This window comes from Rhizomicrobium sp. (genome assembly GCA_037200985.1).
Classification (GTDB): Bacteria; Pseudomonadota; Alphaproteobacteria; order Micropepsales; family Micropepsaceae; genus Rhizomicrobium.
Genome location: JBBCGJ010000001.1, coordinates 705,117 through 724,684 on the forward strand (window position 1 = coordinate 705,117; position 19,568 = coordinate 724,684).

General features: G+C 64.6%; 21 protein-coding genes. 15 read left to right on the forward strand and 6 right to left on the reverse strand.

Going from position 1 to position 19,568, the window contains the following annotated elements; genetic code table 11:
- The first annotated feature begins 16 nt into the window (after nucleotides 1-16).
- The 3 genes from WDN01_03095 to WDN01_03105 all read left to right on the forward strand — a co-directional run bounded on the left by WDN01_03095 (nucleotide 17) and on the right by WDN01_03105 (nucleotide 3,602).
- On the forward strand, nucleotides 17-1,786 hold the full coding sequence (locus WDN01_03095; GenBank protein ID MEJ0024992.1) for a thiamine pyrophosphate-requiring protein: 1,770 nt from the start codon (nucleotides 17-19) through the stop codon (nucleotides 1,784-1,786).
- Nucleotides 1,783-2,967, forward strand: coding sequence for a cytochrome c (locus tag WDN01_03100; GenBank protein ID MEJ0024993.1), 1,185 nt, complete (start codon nucleotides 1,783-1,785; stop codon nucleotides 2,965-2,967). Before WDN01_03095 ends, WDN01_03100 begins: the two co-directional genes overlap by 4 nt.
- A 68-nt stretch (nucleotides 2,968-3,035) precedes the next feature.
- Nucleotides 3,036-3,602, forward strand: a complete 567-nt coding sequence (locus tag WDN01_03105) for a DUF4142 domain-containing protein (protein ID MEJ0024994.1) — start codon at nucleotides 3,036-3,038, stop codon at nucleotides 3,600-3,602.
- A 54-nt stretch (nucleotides 3,603-3,656) separates the two neighbouring features.
- Here the strand turns inward: WDN01_03105 and WDN01_03110 are convergent, their stop codons facing one another.
- Nucleotides 3,657-3,869, reverse strand: coding sequence for a hypothetical protein (locus tag WDN01_03110; GenBank protein MEJ0024995.1), 213 nt, complete (start codon nucleotides 3,867-3,869; stop codon nucleotides 3,657-3,659).
- Nucleotides 3,870-3,883: 14 nt separating this feature from the next.
- Here WDN01_03110 and WDN01_03115 point away from each other — a divergent pair, with 14 nt between their 5' ends.
- Nucleotides 3,884-4,417 carry a cupin domain-containing protein gene (locus WDN01_03115; GenBank protein MEJ0024996.1) on the forward strand — a complete coding sequence of 178 codons (534 nt, stop codon included), beginning with the start codon at nucleotides 3,884-3,886 and terminating at the stop codon, nucleotides 4,415-4,417.
- 26 nt (nucleotides 4,418-4,443) lie between these two features.
- Here WDN01_03115 and WDN01_03120 read toward each other — a convergent pair whose 3' ends face one another.
- The 5 genes from WDN01_03120 to WDN01_03140 all read right to left on the reverse strand — a co-directional run bounded on the left by WDN01_03120 (nucleotide 4,444) and on the right by WDN01_03140 (nucleotide 9,081).
- On the reverse strand, nucleotides 4,444-5,115 hold the full coding sequence (locus tag WDN01_03120) for a polysaccharide deacetylase family protein (protein MEJ0024997.1): 672 nt from the start codon (nucleotides 5,113-5,115) through the stop codon (nucleotides 4,444-4,446).
- Between the two features lie 13 nt (nucleotides 5,116-5,128).
- Nucleotides 5,129-6,139 (reverse strand): hypothetical protein, encoded by a 1,011-nt coding sequence (locus WDN01_03125; GenBank protein ID MEJ0024998.1) that lies wholly within the window; start codon nucleotides 6,137-6,139, stop codon nucleotides 5,129-5,131.
- A gap of 69 nt (nucleotides 6,140-6,208) precedes the next feature.
- Nucleotides 6,209-6,991: an SDR family oxidoreductase gene (locus WDN01_03130; protein ID MEJ0024999.1), complete on the reverse strand. Its 783-nt coding sequence runs from the start codon at nucleotides 6,989-6,991 to the stop codon at nucleotides 6,209-6,211.
- A gap of 50 nt (nucleotides 6,992-7,041) precedes the next feature.
- Entirely contained in the window at nucleotides 7,042-8,484 is a 1,443-nt protein-coding gene (locus tag WDN01_03135) for an aldehyde dehydrogenase family protein (protein ID MEJ0025000.1), read from the reverse strand.
- Nucleotides 8,485-8,529: 45 nt separating this feature from the next.
- A complete protein-coding gene (locus WDN01_03140; GenBank protein MEJ0025001.1) occupies nucleotides 8,530-9,081 on the reverse strand; it encodes a VOC family protein in 552 nt (183 codons plus the stop codon).
- Nucleotides 9,082-9,443: 362 nt separating this feature from the next.
- Between WDN01_03140 and WDN01_03145 the strand changes: the two genes are divergently transcribed.
- From WDN01_03145 to WDN01_03195, 11 genes are all read left to right on the forward strand, one after another.
- Entirely contained in the window at nucleotides 9,444-10,328 is an 885-nt protein-coding gene (locus WDN01_03145; GenBank protein ID MEJ0025002.1) for a substrate-binding domain-containing protein, read from the forward strand.
- A gap of 51 nt (nucleotides 10,329-10,379) precedes the next feature.
- Entirely contained in the window at nucleotides 10,380-11,498 is a 1,119-nt protein-coding gene (locus WDN01_03150; GenBank protein ID MEJ0025003.1) for an alcohol dehydrogenase catalytic domain-containing protein, read from the forward strand.
- A 19-nt stretch (nucleotides 11,499-11,517) separates the two neighbouring features.
- A complete protein-coding gene (locus WDN01_03155) occupies nucleotides 11,518-12,252 on the forward strand; it encodes an alpha/beta hydrolase (protein MEJ0025004.1) in 735 nt (244 codons plus the stop codon).
- Between the two features lie 77 nt (nucleotides 12,253-12,329).
- Nucleotides 12,330-12,977, forward strand: coding sequence for a fumarylacetoacetate hydrolase family protein (locus WDN01_03160; protein MEJ0025005.1), 648 nt, complete (start codon nucleotides 12,330-12,332; stop codon nucleotides 12,975-12,977).
- Between the two features lie 15 nt (nucleotides 12,978-12,992).
- A complete protein-coding gene (locus WDN01_03165) occupies nucleotides 12,993-13,196 on the forward strand; it encodes an aldo/keto reductase (protein ID MEJ0025006.1) in 204 nt (67 codons plus the stop codon).
- Nucleotides 13,197-13,566: 370 nt separating this feature from the next.
- Entirely contained in the window at nucleotides 13,567-15,360 is a 1,794-nt protein-coding gene (locus WDN01_03170) for an NAD(P)/FAD-dependent oxidoreductase (GenBank protein MEJ0025007.1), read from the forward strand.
- A 156-nt stretch (nucleotides 15,361-15,516) separates the two neighbouring features.
- Nucleotides 15,517-16,461: a hypothetical protein gene (locus WDN01_03175; GenBank protein ID MEJ0025008.1), complete on the forward strand. Its 945-nt coding sequence runs from the start codon at nucleotides 15,517-15,519 to the stop codon at nucleotides 16,459-16,461.
- Nucleotides 16,458-16,925 (forward strand): lasso peptide biosynthesis B2 protein, encoded by a 468-nt coding sequence (locus tag WDN01_03180; protein ID MEJ0025009.1) that lies wholly within the window; start codon nucleotides 16,458-16,460, stop codon nucleotides 16,923-16,925. The genes WDN01_03175 and WDN01_03180 overlap by 4 nt, the downstream gene beginning before the upstream one ends.
- A 172-nt stretch (nucleotides 16,926-17,097) precedes the next feature.
- A complete protein-coding gene (locus WDN01_03185; protein MEJ0025010.1) occupies nucleotides 17,098-17,247 on the forward strand; it encodes a hypothetical protein in 150 nt (49 codons plus the stop codon).
- A gap of 47 nt (nucleotides 17,248-17,294) precedes the next feature.
- The gene (locus WDN01_03190; GenBank protein MEJ0025011.1) at nucleotides 17,295-17,609 is read left to right on the forward strand and encodes a PqqD family peptide modification chaperone; all 315 of its coding nucleotides are present in this window, start codon (nucleotides 17,295-17,297) and stop codon (nucleotides 17,607-17,609) included.
- A 2-nt stretch (nucleotides 17,610-17,611) separates the two neighbouring features.
- Nucleotides 17,612-19,552: an asparagine synthase-related protein gene (locus WDN01_03195; GenBank protein ID MEJ0025012.1), complete on the forward strand. Its 1,941-nt coding sequence runs from the start codon at nucleotides 17,612-17,614 to the stop codon at nucleotides 19,550-19,552.
- Nucleotides 19,553-19,568: the final 16 nt, after the last annotated feature.

Sequence of the window (19,568 nt, forward strand, 5' to 3'; positions counted from 1 at the left end):
CTTGATGGAGACGCAAATGGCGAAGACGGTTGGAGACTTCCTGTTCGAACGGCTCAGCCAGTGGCAGGTGCGCCGCGTCTTCGGCTATCCCGGCGACGGCATCAACGGCATCGTCACCGCGCTCGGCCGCGCCGGCGACGCCATCGAATTCGTCCAGGTCCGCCACGAGGAGGAGGCCGCCTTCATGGCGTCGGGCCACGCCAAGCTGACCGGCGAGGTCGGCGTCTGCCTCGCCACGTCCGGTCCCGGCGCGATCCATCTGCTCAATGGCCTGTACGACGCGAAGCTCGACCGCCAACCGGTCGTCGCCCTGGTGGGCCAGCAGGCGCAGGCCTCGCTCGGCGGCCATTTCCAGCAGGAAGTCGATCTTCTCTCGCTGTTCAAGGACGTCGCGTCGGACTTCGTGCAGGTCTGCAACACGCCGGCGCAGGCGCGCCATCTGATCGACCGCGCCTTCCGCATCGCCAAGGCGCAGCGCACCGTCACCGCGATCATCTTCCCCAATGACGTGCAGGAATCCCCAGCGGCCGAGTCCGGCCACGTCCACGGCACCATCCACACCGGCACCGACTTCGCACAGCCCGTGATCGTGCCGGCGCAAGTCGATCTCGAACGCGCCGCCGGCATCCTCAACAAGGGCGAGCGAGTCGCCATGCTGATCGGGCGTGGCGCGGCGAATGCCGAGAACGAGGTGATCTCGATTGCCGACGTGCTGCAGGCCGGCGTAGCCAAGGCGCTGCTCGGCAAGGCGGTGCTGCCCGATGATCTGCCATTCGCCACCGGGCAGATCGGCCTCCTCGGCACCAAGGCATCCTACGAATTGATGCGTAACTGCGACACCTTGCTGATGATCGGCTCGACCTTTCCCTATAGCGAGTTCCTTCCCAAGGAAGGGCAGGCGAAAGCGGTTCAGATCGACATCGATCCCACCATGCTGTCGCTGCGCTATCCGATGGACGTCGCGCTCCAGGGCGATTGTGCGCTGACCTTGCGCGCGCTCCTGCCGCTGCTGGCGCCCAAGCCGTGGGGCAAATGGCGCGAGACCGTCGAGAAGAACGCCGCCGCGACCTGGGACGAGGAAGACAAGAAGGCCCATCTGTCAGCCGATCCGCTGAACCCAGAACTGTTCTTCTGGGAATTCACCAAGCACCTGCCGGAGCGCGCAATCATCGCCGTTGACACCGGCATGTCGACCACCTTCTTCGCCCGCGCGGTGAAGATGCGCCGCGACATGAAGCTCGCGATCTCCGGGACGCTGGCGACGATGGGCCCGGCAATCTCTTTCGCGACCGCCGGCAAGTTCGCCTTTCCCGACCGGCCGGCCATCGCCTTCGTCGGCGACGGCGCGATGCAGATGCTCGGGCTCAACGCCTTCGTTACCGTCGCGAAATACTGGAAGCAGTGGACCGATCCGCGCTTCGTGGTGGCGGTGCTGAACAACCGCGATCTCAACATGGTGACGTGGGAGCTGCGCGGCCTGGGCGGCGCACCCAAGGTCGCCGCGACCCAGGAGCTGCCCGATCTCGACTATGCCGCCTATGCCCGCATGCTCGGCCTCGCAGGCTTCACCGTCGACAAGCCGGGCGATGTCGACCGTGTGTGGGAGGAAGCGCTCTCCGCCGGCCGGCCCGCGATCATCGACGTCAAGGCCGATCCCAACGTCATCGCGCTGCCGCCCCATGCAACCTTCGAACAGACCAAGAACTTCTTCCTTGCGATGGCCAAGGGCGACGAGGATCGCCACGCGGTGCTGTCGCAGCTCTACAAGCAATTGGCCGCCGCTTGATCCTCCGGCTCGCGCTTCTGCTGGTACTCGTGGCCGGCAACGCCGCCGCGCAGACGGCGATCGAGCGCGGTCGCTATCTCGCTGTTCTCGGCGACTGCGCCGGCTGTCATGACACGCCGCACGGGGCGCCGTTCGCGGGTGGACAACCGCTCTCCGCGGTGTTCGGGCGGGTCTATTCCTCCAACATCACGCCGGATCCGCAGACCGGTATCGGACGGTGGTCGGCGGACGATTTCTACAACGCCCTGCACGACGGAGTGCGGCCCGACGGCGCCCATCTCTATCCGGTGTTTCCGTATCCCTATTTCACCCATACGAGCCGTACAGACAGTGACGCGCTGTTCGCCTATCTCAAGATGCAGAAGCCAGTGCATTATCGGCCACCCGCCGCCGAGATGATCTTCCCGTTCAATATCCGTACCTCGGTTTGGTTTTGGAACCAGCTCTTTGTGAATACCGCGCCCTTGCCACAAGGCCGCGACGCGCAGTGGAACCGGGGCAATTTCCTCGTCAACGGCCCCGGCCATTGCGCCGAGTGCCATACGCCCAAAAACCTTTTGTTCGGTGATCGCGACTCACGCGCCTTCACCGGCGAGATAATGGACAACTGGTTCGCCGCCAACCTAACCGGCAGCAGGCCGGACGGTCTTGGCGCATGGACTGCCGCCGAGATCGCCGGCTATCTGAAAACCGGCGTCGGCCCGCACGCCACGGCTGTCGGTCCGATGCAGGACGTCGTCTCGTACTCCACGCGGTTGATGAGCGACGCCGATCGTGCGGCCATTGCGGCCTATCTCAAATCTCTGCCGCCGCAGAAAAGAGATACGCCGAACCCTCAAGCCCCGGCCCAGATGGCTGCCGGAGAGGCGGTGTTCGTCGAAATCTGCTCGGTTTGCCACAAGATCGGCGCGCGCGAGCAGCTCGGCGGGTTCCCCCTCCTGGCGCATAACACGCTGGTGCAGGGGCGCAATCCGGTGACCGTGCTGCGCGTCATTCTCGGCGGCTCGCAGTCTATCGGTCTCAAGGACACGAAGATGCCCTATTCGATGCCGTCCTTCGCGACATTGAGCAGTGAGGACATCGCCGCCGTCGCGACCTATATCCGCAACGCCTGGGGCAACCGCGCCCCTCCGGTGACGGCAGCGCAAGTCGCGGCGCTGCGAACAGCCGTCGGCCGTTGAACCCGCGGAACGCGGTCTGCCTTCGTTCGTTCGCGCAAGTGAAGGGTGAGCCCAGAGAGGAAAGTTCCATGAAACCGCACATTGCCGCGCTGTTCGTCTCCGCCGCGCTGATCGCCGCACCAGGCACCGTGTCGGCGAAGGAGATTCTCGGCATCGGCACCCCCGATGCCACCCAGTTCCGCGCCAAGGCGAGCGCCAGCGACGCGTTCGAGATCCTGTCCAGCAAGATCGCCCTCACCCACGCGACGCGCGACGACATCAGGGACTTCGCCCAGATGATGATCCACGACCATACCGCTAGCACCGACAAGCTCGTGGCGCTGGGCGGCATCAGCAAGGCGAGCCTCAAGACCAAGATGGAGCCCGGGCCGGACGGCAAATACCGGACCAACGACTTGCTCGACAGCGATCATTCGACGGAGCTGAACAGCCTGGATTCCAAGTCGAACCGTGACTTCGACAAGACCTATATCGCCGACCAAGTGAAGGGTCATGAGGACGCCGTGGCGCTGCTCGACGAGTATTCCCGCAATGGCGATAACGCCAAGCTCAGGGCGTTTGCGCGCGAAATCCTTCCCACGGTGCGCGAGCACCTGGCCAAGGCCAAGGCTCTGCAGCAGCAGATCGGCGCGTAGCGTCCTGCCGATGCGTTAAGGCGCGGTCGGCACGGCCGCGCTTTTCGCTTTTTCTTAAAGAATGTCCTCGAGTCGCACCGGAATATGCCGCACGCGCTTGCCGGTGGCGTGATAGACCGCGTTCACCACCGCCGCATTCATGCCGACATTGCCGAGCTCGCCGACCCCCTTGATGCCGAGCGGGTTCACGATCGAATCTTCTTCGACGCGCTCGATGCGCCCGATTTGTGCACACGTGACCATCATGGTAATATTGTTGAAATTCATTGGAATAGATCATCATGAACGTCCGCCGCATCGTGACCGGCCGAAACGGCGAGGGAAAATCGGTTTTCGTATCTACCGACTCTGCGCCAAATGCACACGACTATGTTCACATTCCCGGTATGTCGAGCACGCAAATCTGGTCGACACCGAGCTCTCCGCTTCTGCCTTCGGACGTCGAGGATCCCACCCTAACGTCGCGAAGCGTCGTACCGCCGGTTGGCGGCACGCAATTTGTGTTTCTGAAGCTCCCACCCGACTCGGTCATGCAGAGCCCGCACTTCGATCCAAGCGCCGCGACCGAGGAAAATAAGAAAGTCATATCGGGGTTGGCCGAATGCTTCGAACCGGACGGGATGCACACGACCGACACGATCGACTACGGGATTGTTCTGGACGGCGAAGTATGGCTCGAGCTGGATGACGGCCGCGCGGAACATCTGCGCCAACACGACGTGATCATCCAGAACGGTACCCGCCATGCGTGGCGAAACAAGAGCAACCGGCCCGCACTTCTCGCTTTCGTGTTGATTGGCGCACGTCGCGCCTGACGTGATTGGCGGTCGGGGATCGCACGTTAAGCCTGTAAGCCGCGCACGTGAGGCGTCAAGGGCATGCGAACTTCTCCCCGCCGAATGGGCACGCACGTGTCGGGAAAGTCCTGGACAAATTCAATACCGGAATCACGGGCCCACATGAGATAGCGTTCCAGGAATGCCATTGCACCCGCCGGAACGTCATGACCGCTTGGGCGATCGTGCAGGACTAGCAACGGCCAGTCGCTGTCACGGGACGCGTGCTGCGCATCTGTCACCCACGCGTCCGCTGCCACGCCACGATCGCGCGGAATGTGCGTCCACAGCACCAACGTGCCACGATGCGCGACGAGATGGTCACGGGCGGCCGGGCTCAGCGCGTGCGGGCCAAGCGTACCTCGGGAATTGGGCCGAAACAGTCGCGCCTCGTGAGCCAACGGACCCAAAAGCGTATCCACATCTCCGATCTCGCGCTCCGCGACCTCGCGATCCGGCCGATCGCCGAGGGGCACGCCGTGCGTCATGGAATGATTGCCGATCCAATGTCCCTCCCGATGCGCTCTCTGCGCCAGGCCACGTGCTTCGGGAAGCAACAAGTGCTTGCCGACGACAAAAAACGTGACACGAACACCATGCGCCTTGAGTACGTCGAGTACATGGTTGGTGATGCCCGGCGTGGGACCATTGTCGAACGTAAGCGTCACGCGCTTCATGAACCTAGCCTTCTCAGGCGCCGACAAGTTCGAGCCGTACCCTCTCCGCAGCTGTGCAGAGGTTTTTTAAGCGCGCGAAGGCAACATCACGGCTCATATACTTCATGCCGCAGTCCGGCGCCGGTAGAAGCCGGTCTGGCGAGATGAACTTGAGCGCCTCACGAATTCGCGCCGCGACAACATCGACGGGCTCGGCCTCATCGGTCGAGTGATCCAGGACGCCGAGTGCAACGTCCTTGCCCGCAAGATCCCTCAAGACACCGACGTCCAGTTTCGGCTGGGCCGCCTCTATCGAAATTTCCTGCACGGTGGACTCCGAGAGTTCGGACAGGAACTCATAGGCATTGGGCTTTTGTCCCTTGCGCAGGAACGCATAGCCAAAGCAGACATGCACCGCCGTGCGTGCGTGCAAGCCCTCGACCGCCCGATTGAGCGCGCGTACCCCGACCTGCCGTGCCGCCCGCGGGTCGTTGCGAAACCACGGCTCGTCGAATTGGATCACATCGATGCCGGTGTCCTGAAGCAGGCGCGCTTCCGTGTTCAGCGCCGCCGCGAACGCCAGCGCCAGCGCCTCGGGATCGCCGTAGTACTCGTCCACCACCAGCTGCGCGAGCGTGAATGGGCCGGGCAGCGTGACCTTGGCGGTCCGACGTGTCCGCGTCCGCAGAAACTGTGCCCATTCCACTTCGACGGGCGCACGGTGGAGAATCGGGCCAACGACCCGCGGTACTTTCACTTCGCGTCCCACCCGGTTCAGGATGGAAGCAGGCGCATCGTGGTCCAAGCCCGACAGGGATTGCGAAAAGTGATTGGTATAGCTGACGCGGCAAATTTCGCCGTCCGTCACCACGTTGAGACCGGCCTCTTCCATGTCGTGGATCGCGATGGCCGTTGCGTCTCGCAGCGCCTCTTCGCGCACGTCTGGTTCAACCCGCCAGAGTTCGTCCATGCTGACGCGCGGCACGAATTGTCCGAGCAATACCGCCCTGTTGACCAGCCAGGCGGGCTGCGGATAGCTGCCCACGACCGACGTTCTCAGTAAACGTCCGGCTCCAGGTTCGGGCACAAGCTCGCTCATGGAAGACCGGCACGGTCAGACGAGGCCCGCATAGGATCCTCCATCCAATTGAAGGTTTTGGCCGGAAATGAAGGCGCTCTGGGCGCTGCACAGGAACGCGCAGGCGGCGCCGAACTCCTCGGGGGTTCCAAAGCGCTTGGCGGCTATCGTCAAGGCGATTTGCGCCCGCGCCTCGCCAATCGTGATGGATTTCTCCTCCATCATTCGGGCGGCCATGAATGCCTGCCGAGGTGTATCGATGCGCTCGGGCAGGAGGTTGTTTATCGTCACGTTGTCGGCAGCGACCTCGAGGGAAATCGCCTTGCAGGCGGCGGTGAGACCGGTTCGCGCCGCGCTGGACAGCGCCATTCTATAGCGCGGCGACTTCACCATGGCCGAGGTGATGTTGACGATCCGTCCGAAGCGCCGGCTGCGCATGCCCGGCACGACGGCGCGCAGCAGCATGAGCGGCGCGATCATATTGGCTTCCAGAGCATGCAGCCACGCCGCACGGTCCCAATCCTCCAGACGGCCGGGCGGCGGTCCCGCATTGTTGTTGATCAGAATGTCCGGATCGGGGCAGCCGGCGAGAAGAGCCGTTCGTCCGGCTTCGCTCAGGATGTCCGCGGCGACAAATCCGATCCTTGCGTCCGGAAACTCGGATGCGAGGTCCGCACGGGCCCGTTCGAGCTTTTGCGCATCGCGCCCGTTTATCAGGACTTCCGCGCCTTCGCGCACCAGGGCACGCGCGCAGGCGAGCCCCAGACCCTGCGAGGACGCGCATACGATGGCTTTGCGTCCGGAAATGCCCAAGTCCATCTGCCGACTCCGCGATTGGGAAAGCGATATTCCGTTCGGGCGACTGTCTCTCAGCTTCGTGCCGCCGGCGCGCTGCTGCCCAGCAACGCTTTCACTTCCAGATATTCCTCCAGGCCGAACACGCCGCCTTCGCGACCGTTGCCCGACCGCTTGTAACCGCCGAACGGTGCAAACCCGTCCGGCGGCGCGCCGTTGAGGTAGACACGCCCCGTGCGAAGCCGGCGCGCGACATTGCGTGCCCGGTCCGGATCGGACGAGGTGACCCAGCCTGCCAGGCCGTATGGCGAGTTGTTGGCAATCGCGACCGCCTCGTCTTCGCTTTCGTAAGGAAGAATGGACAGCACCGGACCGAAGATTTCCTCCTGCGCGATGGTCGCGTGGCGCTTCACATTCCCGAAGACCGTGGGTCGGACGTAGAAGCCGCGCCGGAGCCCGGGCGGCCGACCGGTTCCGCCGGTGACAAGAGTCGCGCCCTCCTCGATTCCGGCCGCGATCAGGCGCTGTATCTTCTCGAACTGTCCCTTGTAAGCGACGGGACCCATCGTGGTGGCCGGGTCGTTCGGATCGCCCACGACAAAGGCCTCGGCCGCGGCCTTCGCGATCGCCAAAGCCTGCGCGTGCTGCGACGCATGTACAAGCATCCGCGTCGGCGCCTGGCACGATTGGCCGCTTCCGACATAGCAACGCTGCACCCCCCACGTCACCGTTCTCTCGATATCGGCGTCCGGAAGGACGATATTGGCGGACTTGCCGCCGAGCTCCTGATGCACGCGCTTGACGCTGTCGCTCGCCGCGCGCGCGACCGCCGCACCTGCGCGCGTAGAGCCCGTGATCGAAACCATGTCGACATCCGGGTGCGATGCGATACGCTGCCCAACCGTCTCGCCGTCGCCGTTGACGAGATTGAAGACGCCCCTGGGCACATTGGCTGCATGCATGACCTCGGCGACGATGAGGGGACTGAGCGGGGCGTACTCCGAAGGCTTCACGACGACGGTGCATCCCGCGGCCAGGGCCGAAACGACTTTGGTTATCATCGTGCCCACCGGCACGTTCCACGGCGTGATGAGCCCCGCCACGCCGATCGGTTCGCGCACGATGAGCGTCGTGCCCAGCGTCTGCTCGAACGCATAGGATTTCAGCGTCGTTATGGCGTTGCGCAGCGTGGTAAGCGCTCCCTCGGCATGAAACGAGCGCGCAAAGGCCGCCGGCGCACCCATTTCCGCTGTCACCAGAGCCGCGATTTCGCCTACCCGCGACTGATAAGACGCGACGATCGACTCGAACAGCGCTATCCGCTCGTCTTTGCTCCAGCGCCCATAGGATTCGAAGGCGGATCGCGCCGCGGCGGTGGCCTTTTCGACGTCGGCCGCGCTTCCCATGCTCACGGACGAAAAGGGCGCTTCAGTCGCCGGATTAACGACGTCGATCTGCCGCGGAAATGCCGGCTCGACCCACTCCCCGTCGATGTAGAACTGATGTTCGTGTGGCATGACTTCACATGGTTTTGGTGGATCGTCGGGCGCCGCGCGGCCGGCCTAGTGCTGCCGCCAATCGTTGTTCGGCCGGCGCTCGCCGGCTTGCCATGCCGCGAGCGACCGGCGCGCGGTGCGGGCCTGGTACGCCTCGATCGATGCGATGTCGGGAGCGTCGAGCGTGAACTCGACAATGAGTCCGTCCGGGTCGGTGAGATAGAGGGACTTGCAATAGCCGTGATCGATGTCGCGGGTCTTCACGCCTGCGGCCAGGCAGCGCGAGCGGATCGAATCCTGTGTCTCCTCGTCCACCGAAAGCGCGATGTGATGGTACAGATTCTTCGGCTCTCCACCGCCGTACACGCGCTGCTGGGTCTCGGGATTGGCGAAGGTGAAGAATGCGAGCGCGCTCCCGTCGGCCAGGCCGTAGAAGGAATGGCAATAGGCTTCGCCCTTGAGGTTTTCGGAGATCTCGATCCAGGTCGCGCGCAAGGGTAGGCCGAGGACGTCCTCATAAAAGGCCCGGGTCCGTTCCTGATCGGCAACGACGAATGCGTTGTGATGCAGCCGAAGGGGCGGCTCAGCACTTCGCACTGTCCCGGTGTTGTCCGTCATGTCGCTCTTCCTTCTTCCGGCGCCGCGATCCTCGCGCCACGCAGGCCCCGATCCAGACAGAACGAAACTACCAGCATTGCGCATCTATGGCAACGTGTGCATAGTCGGAGCGAGGACTTCGCGTCTGTCGTGATCGGGGCGACCCAAGCATGCGCAAATCGAAACCGCCCGCAACGGCAAGGGCGAATATTTCCATAAAGGACATCGCCAGGCATCTGGATATCGCGCATTCGACGGTATCGCGGGCCCTCGGCGATCATCCCTACACCAACCGGGATACGAAGGAGCGTGTGCGCCGCGCTGCGGAGAAGCTCGGCTACATACCGCATACCGCGGCGCGAGCGCTGCGCAGCGACAAGGGTGTGCTGATCGGCCTGATCGTTCCCAACATCACGAGCGAGGCCTTCGCTGCCGCCGCGCAAACTCTATCGCATCGATGCTTGAAGGAAGGCCTTCAAGTTGTGCTTGCGATTTCGGAGGACGATCCGGACCTCGAGTATGGGCACGTGGCGGCCCTTCGCGCCGCGCGCGCGGCCGGCATCGTCATCGCGCCCTCGCGCATGCCGCACGAGAAGACGATTTCTCTGCTCCGCTCCGTTCCCACGGTTCAATACGCACGCCATCATCCGCGCATTGTGGCGCCGAGCGTCGCCGTCGACAGCGAGCGCGGCATCGCCCTCGCAACGCAGCACCTCTTGCAGCTGGGCCATCGTCGCATCGCCTATCTGGGCCCCGACCGCGCCATCAGCACCGGCGCCGCCCGCCTGTCGGGATTTGTCGATGCCCATGCGAAATTCGGGCTGAAGCCGGCCATGGCGATGGCGTCGACCGGGACAATGGATTCGGACCGCGTGCAAACGCGGATTGTGGAGCTGCTGCAATCGCGCACGCCTCCGACCGGGGTCATCTTCGGCGCGGGGTCCGGGATAGCCGGCGCGCTCATGGCGCTGCGTGACGCCCAACTCGAAGTGCCGCGGGACATCTCGATCGTCGGCTACGGCAATCCCCAATGGTACGAGATTTGGGGGCCCGGCATAACGACCGTCGCGCAGCCGTTCGTCCAGATGGCGAATGCGGCGGCGTCCGAATTGATTGCCCAGATTGCCGATCCGGCCAAGGCGCCGGCAAAGCCTCTTCGGATCAAGCTGGCCCCGGAATTCATCGTGCGCGGGTCCACGATGCGGCCACCGCCGCACGGCGCCAGACGGCGCGCCTCGGCGCTGAACTCCGAGCTCGCGGGCGCCTGAACAAGCGGTGACGACTGACCTTTAGAGGTTCAAAAAAAAGCGGGAGGACAGATGACCAAGACAATGCTGGCGGCGCGGTTGCATGAGTTCGGCAAACCATTCTCGCTGGAGGAAGTGCCCGTGCCGGTACCCCGGCCCACCGATGTCCTGATATCCGTGCGCGCGTGCAACGTGGTGCCCAACCTCGCCAACGTCATCACGCACTACGCGGAATGGTTTCCCTACCTGCCGCTCCCCAAGCTTCCGGCAACGTTCGGTTTGGACGTCTCGGGCGTCGTTGCCGAGGTCGGTTCGCAGGTGCTTGGCATCGCGCCGGGCGACCGCGTGTACGTGAATCCGCAGCGGTCGTGCGGCGGCTGCAAGGCGTGCCGCAGCGGCGAGCCGATCGCGTGCGATTCCGTAACCTTCCAAGGCTATTTTGGGTTCGGTGCGGGCTCGTCGCGCGTGTTCGAACAATACCCGGACGGCGGCCTGGCCGAGTTCATGGTCGCGCCGGTGCGGTCGCTCGTGAAGCTTCCCGACAGCATCAGCTTCGAAGCCGGCGCGCGGTTCGGCTATCTCGGTACTTCGTATGCAGCTCTGCGCCAGGGACATGCTGGACCGGGAAAGTCGGCCATCATACTCGGTGCGACGGGGACGCTCGGCGTCGGTGCCGTCCTGCTCGCCTTGGGAATGGGCGTAACGAAGATCTTTGCGGTCGCGCGCAACGCCGCCGTGCTCGACCTCGTCCGAAACTGGGATCCTCGCAGGATCGACGTTTTGTCCTACGGCACGCAGCCGCTCGAAGCCTGGGTGCGCGATCGGACCGGCGGTGCAGGCGCGGATATGTTGATCGACGCGCTGCCAACCGGCGCGCCTGTCGGCGTCACCATGGATGCGATCAAGTCCCTCCGCCGCGGGGGATGCGGTGTCAGCATCGGTGCGATGGCGGAAACGCTGCCGCTCGATCCCGTCTGGTTCATGTGCAACGCATTGCAATGGAAGGGATCGGCTTGGTTCACGGTGGCGGAGGGCGAAGACATGGCGGCGATGGCCGATGCCGGAACGCTGAATCTCTCCAAATTCGAGCACAAGCGCTACGCGCTGCAGGACGTGAACAAGATGATGGCATCTTTGAGTGACCGTGAAAGCGGCCTTGCCAATTTCGTCGTGATGCCAGGCTTCAAGTGACCTGTCGGATGCCGAAAGCATGAGCGGCGACTCCCCGCCCTACGTGCTCGTGCACGGCGCCTATATGGGTGCGTGGTGCTGGGGACCCGTGGCGAGCATTCTTCGGTCCCGAGGATGTCAGGTTTTCACGCCGACCCTGACCGGCCTGGGAGAACGAAGGCATTTGATGTCGCCCACGATCGACATCGAAACATTCGTCGCGGACGTCATGAACGTCATACTGTTCGAAGACTTGAGCGACATCGTTCTGGTTGGATACAGCTACGGCGCGCGCTCAGCCAGCGGCGTCGCCGACCGGGTCCCCAATCGAATTAGAAAGCTCGTCTTCATTGATGGCGGACTGCCCATCGAGGCGACAAGCCGGCTGGATGCAATGCCGCCCGAGGAACGGGCAAGACGAATTGCGTCGGCCGTGAATTTCGACGGCGGCATCAGCGTGCCGCCGCCACCTGCGGAGCAATTCGGCGTGCCCGATCCGGCGATCCGCGATTGGATGAACCGCCTCATGACCCCACAGCCCTTGAGCGTCGACAAGACGGCCTTGAAGCTTTCTCGACCCATCGGAAACGGCCTCCCGGTCACATATGTGAGATGCACCGATCCGCCATTTCCGCAGGTGGAGCACCACGCGGCCTATGCGAGAGCGCGCTCCGACTGGCGCTATACGGAGCTTGCCGCCGGACATGCTGCGATTGTCACGCACCCAAAGCAGGTGGCGGACCTTCTCTTGAACGAACGGACTCAAGGTCCCTGAGCGCTGACCAAACGAAGGCTCTCAGGCGACTGCTCATGAGAAATTCCGCTGTCCATGCCTAAGGAGGAAGCGCCGAAATGCGATGGATCTCATATCGGACGCCGGACGGTGCCGAATCTGTCGGGATCGCCGCAGCAGGCGGTTATCGGGGACTGCCGATAGCAGATCTGGGCGCGGACCTTCTGACCCTTGTCGCGAAAGGCAGTTGCGCCCAGGAACAAGCGGCAGCCAGGCTTTCGTCGCAGCCTGTAATCTCCGCCGATGCCGTTGCGTTTCTCACTGTGATTCCGCGGCCGTCCAAAATCATCTGCATCGGCCTCAACTACGCCGCACACTCCGAGGAGACGGGATTTCGGCGCCCGGTCTATCCTGCCGTGTTCGCGCGCTATCCCGCGAGTTTGGTTGCGCATCGCGCCCCAATCGTGCGCCCGAACGCGTCGGAACAACTGGACTATGAGGGCGAACTGGCCGTCATTGTTGGCCGGGGAGGCCGACATATCCCTGAAGCCGATGCCCTGGAGCGCATCGCCGGATACTCGGTGTTCAACGACGGTTCGATCCGGGACTATCAGCGCAAGTCGGCACAATGGACGATGGGAAAGACCTTTGACAGCACGGGCGGCTTCGGGCCGGAGCCGGTGACTGCGGATGAGTTGCCGCCAGGCTGCAAAGGCTTGTGGCTCGAGACGAGACTCAATGGGCAGGTCGTTCAGCGGGAGTCTTGAAATAACGGCGTCGAAATGCCCGCGCTTGGCTTTGGCGTGTTTCAGATGCGCGATCTAGCGGAATGCGAGCGCAGCGTCAGCGATGCCATCGAAGTCGGCTATCGGCTCATTGACACCGCAGCGTCCTACTTGAACGAGGAAGCGGTTGGGCGTGGAATCAAGAAAAGCGACGTTCCGCGCGAACAGCTCTTCATCACAACGAAGGAGGCGCATGGATAGCACGTCTCACACTAGGTGAATGCGGGCTTGCCGGAACCCCTATGTCCGCTTGCGGCCGATAGAGATCGGTCTCTAAATGAGCGGAATCTCCGGATTCGACCGCCGGCGACCGGAAGATTTCTGCGTACAGTCTGGGTACGGCAACACTCCGCTGGAGACACAATTATTAGATGTCAGCTGGTTACAGGACTTTTGCGGGTTCTCTTCTGGCACCAGGATTTTATCCCTACAAGCGCGCATATCGGATCACCGGGCAGAATCCCGGCGGGTGCGCGCATAACATGCAGCGGGATGGCGAAATCATCTGCGCGTACCATTGACGCCGAGCCGCCGGACGAGGCTGGCCAGGGATAGAAGGACGGACGACGACATGGCGACCGCGACAGGCACGACTCCGCCGTCCGTGCGGGACTGGGTGGCGCGCTTCGCGGCGGCGCTCGCGGCCCCGGCGCGGGCAGAGTGGAGTGCGTTGTTCGGCGAGGACTGCTACTGGCGCGACCTGCTGGCCTTCACTTGGAACATCGTGACGCTCGAGGGGCGCGACGCGATCGCCGCCATGGTCCGGGAGCAGGCGGGTTCCATCGGCGCCGGCGGTTTCGCGCCCGACGTTCCCGCGCTGCCGATGACCGACGAGACGCAGGGCTGGTTCACCTTCGAGACCGCGACCGCGCGCTGCCGCGGCCATGTCCAGCTTCGCGACGGCCGCGCCCATATCCTTCTCACCGCCATGATCGAGCTCATCGGCCATGAAGAGATCGGCGGACCGCGCCGCCCCGACGGCATCGCGCATCGCGCCGGCAGGGGCCGCCGGACCTGGCGCGACGAGCGGGAGGCGACCGCCCGCACGCTCGGGCACAGCGTCCAGCCCTATTGCCTCATCGTCGGCGGTGGCCAGAACGGACTGATGCTCGCGGCGCGCCTCAAGCGCCTCGGCGTGTCCGCCTTGGTGATCGACGCGCTGGAAAGGCCCGGCGACAGCTGGCGCGCGCGCTATCACTCGCTCTATCTGCACGATCCGGTCTTCCTCGACCACTTCCCCTATCTGCCCTTTCCCGACCATTGGCCGCTTTACTCGTCCAAGGACAAGATCGCCGATTGGCTGGAGATCTATGCCAAGGCGATGGAGATCGATTTCTGGGGCGGTGCGCTGGGCACCGCCGCCCGCCATGACGCGAAGACGGGCGAATGGACCGTCACCGTCGAGCGCGGCGGCGAAACGCTGACGCTCCGGCCCAGGCAGTTCGTCCTCGCCACCGGCCTTTCGGGCGCGAAGCATATTCCCGCGATTCCCGGCGCCGAGCGCTTCGGCGGCAAGCACTATCATTCGGCCGACCATGGCAGCGGCGTCGGCCTGGCCGGCAAGCGCTGCGTCGTCATCGGCTCGAACAATTCGGCGCATGACATCTGCGTCGATCTCTGGGAACACGATGCGCGGGTGACGATGATCCAGCGCTCTCCTACCATCGTGGTGCGCGCCGACACGATGCGCGAGGTCTCCAAGGACATCTACTACGCGCAGCCCGGCGCGGACGTCGACCTTGCCGATCTCATGGGCGCGACCATGCCGTTCCGCCCGCGCACGGCGTTCGAGAAAGGCTTTGCCGACCATCTGCGGAAGATCGACGCCGATTTCTACACGCGCCTGGAAAAGAGTGGCTTCCGGCTCTGGCACGGCGAAGACGAGACCGGCTTCTTCATGGCGTATTATCGCCGCGCCGCGGGCTATTACATCGACGTCGGCGGTTCGGATCTGATCGCCGGCGGCGAGATCGCGGTCCGCCACGGCGAGATCGCCGAGATCGTCGAGGACGGTTTGCGCCTGGCGGACGGTACCTTCCTGCCGGCCGATGTCATCGTTTATGCGACCGGCTATCGGCCCATGCACGAATGGACCAGCCATCTCGTTTCGCCCGAGATCGCGCGCAAGGTCGGGCCCTGCTGGGGGTTGGGCTCGGGCACCGAGGGCGATCCCGGTCCCTGGGAAGGCGAGCTGCGCAACATGTGGAAGCCGACGGCGCAGGAGGGACTCTGGTTCCAGGGCGGCAATCTCATGCAGAGCCGCTTCCATTCGCTGCACCTCGCATTGCAGCTCAAGGCGCGGATGGAAGGCCTGCCGACGCGGGTCTTTCGCGCGCCGCCGATAAAGATGACGCTGAGCGACTAAGTCTGATATCCGACATTGCGGCGTCGCCAGCGGGACAGGCGCAACAATACCGGCGAATATTGGAACCATTGAACGTCGGAATTGTTGCTTGAGTAGGGGCGTTGGGTTCAGCGCACAATCGGCAGCGGCGCAGCTTGCGCCGGCGAGATGATGCAGATGGAACTGCCATGGACCTATTTCGCTCTCGGCCTCTGCATTCGGTCCGAACGCCCGATCCTTGAGCTGGCCGTGTGCGTCGACGGCGCCGGCTGTCCCGGACCTGTCGTCGAAATCCGATGGGCGGGCCTGGACCCTGACCTCCCGGGCGCCCGCTATCGCGGCCCCATCATCCAGGTCGGCGACAATGAAATCCAGCTCGCCGTCGGCGATATCGCGCGCTTCCGCATGCGGGCCGGCAATGAGATCGTTGTCGACGCGCTGCCCGGCGCGTCGGAGCGCGACGTCCGCGTCTATCTGCTCGGCGCGGCGCTCGGCATGTTGTGCCATCAGCGCGCCTTGCTGCCGCTGCACGCCAATGCCGTCGTGATGCGCGGCCGGGTCGTCGCCATTGCGGGCTGCTCGGGCGCCGGAAAATCGACGCTCGCCGCGCATTACCACGACAAGGGCTACGAGATCCTGTCCGACGATGTCTGCGCCGTGAGCTTTCCGGACGAGGGCGCCCCGCTCGCATGGCCAGGTATCCCGCGGCTGCGGCTGTGGCGGGATTCGGCGGAAGCTTCGGGCCGGGACGTGGAACGGCTGGAACAGGTCGCCGACGGCCTGGAAAAATACCATTGGCCGGTCAAATTGCACGCGGCGCTGGAAGGCCTGCCGCTCGAGCGAATCTACGTTCTGTCCGATGCCGGGCGCGGAACGCGGCCCGGGATTTCGCGGCTCACGGGCTCCGACGCCCTGGAAGCGGTCATGGAACAGACCTTTCGCCGCGAATATCTCGGCCTGATGGACGGCGCGCGGCAGCGCTTCGCAAACGGCATCGCGCTGCTGGCAAGCGTGCCGGTTTTCCGCGTTCCCTGGCCGCACGATTTCGGCTTGCTGGCGGCGGAAGCGGCGCGGCTCGAAGACCACATCCTCGACGACGCAATGGCGGATCGCGCGTTGTGAGACCATTCCGCCTTCGCGAGCTCGCGGCGGCGAGCGCGGGCAAACGACTGCTTCTGTGCGAGACGCTGGTGGCGCTGTCCGTGGCGAGCCTGGCGATCAGGATTTTGCCCTTCCGGACCGTCATGGCCACCGCGCGCCACATCGCGCGCGGTCCGGCGCGTTCCGGCGCGGAGCGGCACGCCACCTGCGCACGCATCCGCTGGTCGGTGACCACCTGCGCCGGTCGCCTTCCCTGGCATCCGCTTTGTTTTCCGCAAGGGCTGGCGGCGCAATGGATGCTGCGCCGCCGCCGAGTCCCATCCGTTCTTTACTACGGCGCCGCGCCCGACGCCGCGAAGGGAATCGTGGCGCATGTGTGGGTGTGCGATCGCGATGTGCCCGTCGTGGGAGGACAAGCGGCGGAAGGCTTGGCCGTCCTGGCGAGATTTCCGTCCGCCGAGTCGGGCCACGCGGCATCCTCTTGACGGCGGTCGGCATCTGCAGGCACGTGGTATGCGTGAAGCTTGGTTCGCCGAACTATTTGTCGATGGCGTGAATTAATGTGTTCCACCGCTTTTATAGTGGAACTTTACCGTTCTCTTGACCGTATAGTCTTGTGACTATACTTGTTATCCCTACAACCTGAAGGAATACGCAATGGCAAGAAGCGACGAGCAGCGGGAATGGGCGGGCGTGTCACCTTCGGCACGCGCGGTTTATGAGAAACCCAGCTTCCATCGGATCGGCGCCGATGAAGCGGAAACCGGAATCCAATTCGGTCCCGAAATTCTGATCCTACTGAGTTGAGCGCGCCCGCCTGCGATAGGCGCGCGTCGACCCGAGGCTGCATCTGAATGGACAACAAACCGCCGCTGACGTCGGCGTCTCGCGTCGTGCGCAGCAGCAACCTTGTTCAGGCCGAGGTCAATGGCGAGATCGTCGCCCTGCACATCGAAAAAGGTACCTGCTACGGACTGAACAAGGTCGGCTCGCGCGTCTGGGAGCTGGCCGCCTCGCCGGTTTGCGTCTTGGACATCTGCGCGATTCTTTCCAAGGAATATGACGTTGCGCCGGCCATCTGCCAGAGCGACGTCCTCGATCTGCTCGAAGGCTTGCGCGCGGAGGGTTTGATCGACGCGCTTCCGGCGAATACCCCGCCGGGGCCCTAAAGGTGACCGCCATCGCCGGCATGTGGCGTCTCGACGGCCGGAGCGACGCGGCGCCGGCCTGCGCCCGCATGCTGGCGGCACAGAAAATCTACGGACCCGATACGGCGGATCGATGGGACGACGGTTTCGTCGCCGTCGGCCGGGCGCTGTTTCGGCTGCTGCCTGAAGACGTTCATGACATGCAGCCCCTGGTCGGCTCGTCCGGCAAGCTTGTTCTCGTGGCTGACATCCGGCTCGACAACCGCGACGACCTTGTCTCCGCGCTCGGCCTGTCGCCGACGTTCGCACGCACACTCTGCGATGCGGCGATCCTGCTGGCGGCCTTCGAGCGCTGGGATGTCGGATGCCTCGACCGCATCGTCGGCGACTTCGCCTTCGCGGTCTGGGATATGCAGCGCCGCCGCCTCGTGCTGGCGCGCGATCCTCTGGGCCAGCGGCCGCTTCACTACCACCGCGGCGCCGGCCTGTTCGCCTTTGCGACCATGCCCAAGGGCCTGCATGCCCTGGCCGAGATCCCGCGCGCGCCGGACGAGGACCGCGTGGCGGAATTCGTCGTCCTGCTGCCGGAAACGGGCTCACCGTCCTACTTCGCCGGCATCGAGCGCGTCGAGCCCGGCCATGTCGTCACGGTCGATGCGAGCGGCGTCGCGAGCCGCCGCTATTGGGAACCGTCGCGCCCGAGCGCATCCTTCAAGACGGCGGGCGATTATGAGGAGGGGTTGCGCCATTACGTCGATCTGGCCGTACGGTCGCGGCTGCGCGGCGTGTCCGGCACGGTCGCGACGCATCTGAGCGCGGGGCTCGACAGTTCCATCGTCACGGCGACGGCTGCGAGGGAAATGGCGCGTTCGGGAGGGCGCGTCATGGCGTTGACCGCGGTCCCGCGCGAGGGCTATGCGGCCCGGCCGGACGGCGCATGCATCAGCGACGAGAGCCCGCACGCGGCATTGACCGCGGCGCTCCATCCGAACATCGACCATGTCGCGATCAGCGGCGACGCGACCGCGCTGCTTGGAGAGCTCGACCGCTATTTCTTCCTGTTCGAACAGCCGGTCCGCGATCTGCCCAACGGCGCCTGGGTCTGCGCCGTCAACGACGCGATCCGCCGCCGAAAAATCTCCATATTGCTGCCCGGCTATTTGGGAAATCTGACGCTCAGCTACAACGGCGTCGAACGCCTGGCGCAGGATGTCGGACGCGGGCGCTGGCTCAGCTGGTATCGCGAATGCGCCGCGGTGATCCGCAGCGGACATATGAGCCGGTTGGGAGCGCTCGGCGCCAGCTTCGGCCCGCAATTGCCGCCTTCGCTATGGGCCTGGCTGAAGCGGGTGCTGAGGGGCCAGGATCTCGACGTGACCTCCCACACCGGCATCCATCCGGGGCGGCTCGCGGAACTCGATCTGAAGGGCAGGGCGCGGTCGCGCGATCTCGATTTCACCTATCGGCCGCGCAAGGACGGCTTTGCGACCCGGCTTTGGGCGCTTCGTCGCGTCGACATGGGAAACGTGAACAAGGGCACGCTGGCCGGCTGGGGCATCGACCAGCGCGATCCGACGACGGACCGCCGGCTGGTGGAATTCTGCCTCGGCGTACCGGCGGGGCTGTTTCTCGCGAACGGCATCCCGCGGGCGCTCGCGCGCCGGGCCTTTGCGGACCGCGTCCCCGCCGCCGTCCTCAACGAACGGCGCCGCGGCCGTCAAGGCGCCGATTGGCACGAAAGCGTCGACGCGGCGCGTGTCCCGATCGCGGAGGAAATCGCGCGGCTCGGCGATTGCGCCCCCGCGGCCCGGACGCTCGACCTGGCGCGCTTGCGAGGATTGGCGGCCGACTGGCCGCGCGAGGGATGGGAGCGGGAATCGACCGAGCTGTCCTATCGCATCGTCCTGATGCGTGCCTTGGCGGTGGGACATTTCCTGCGCCGGGCCGGCGGCGGCAATATGTGATGCGCGCCGCGGCTCC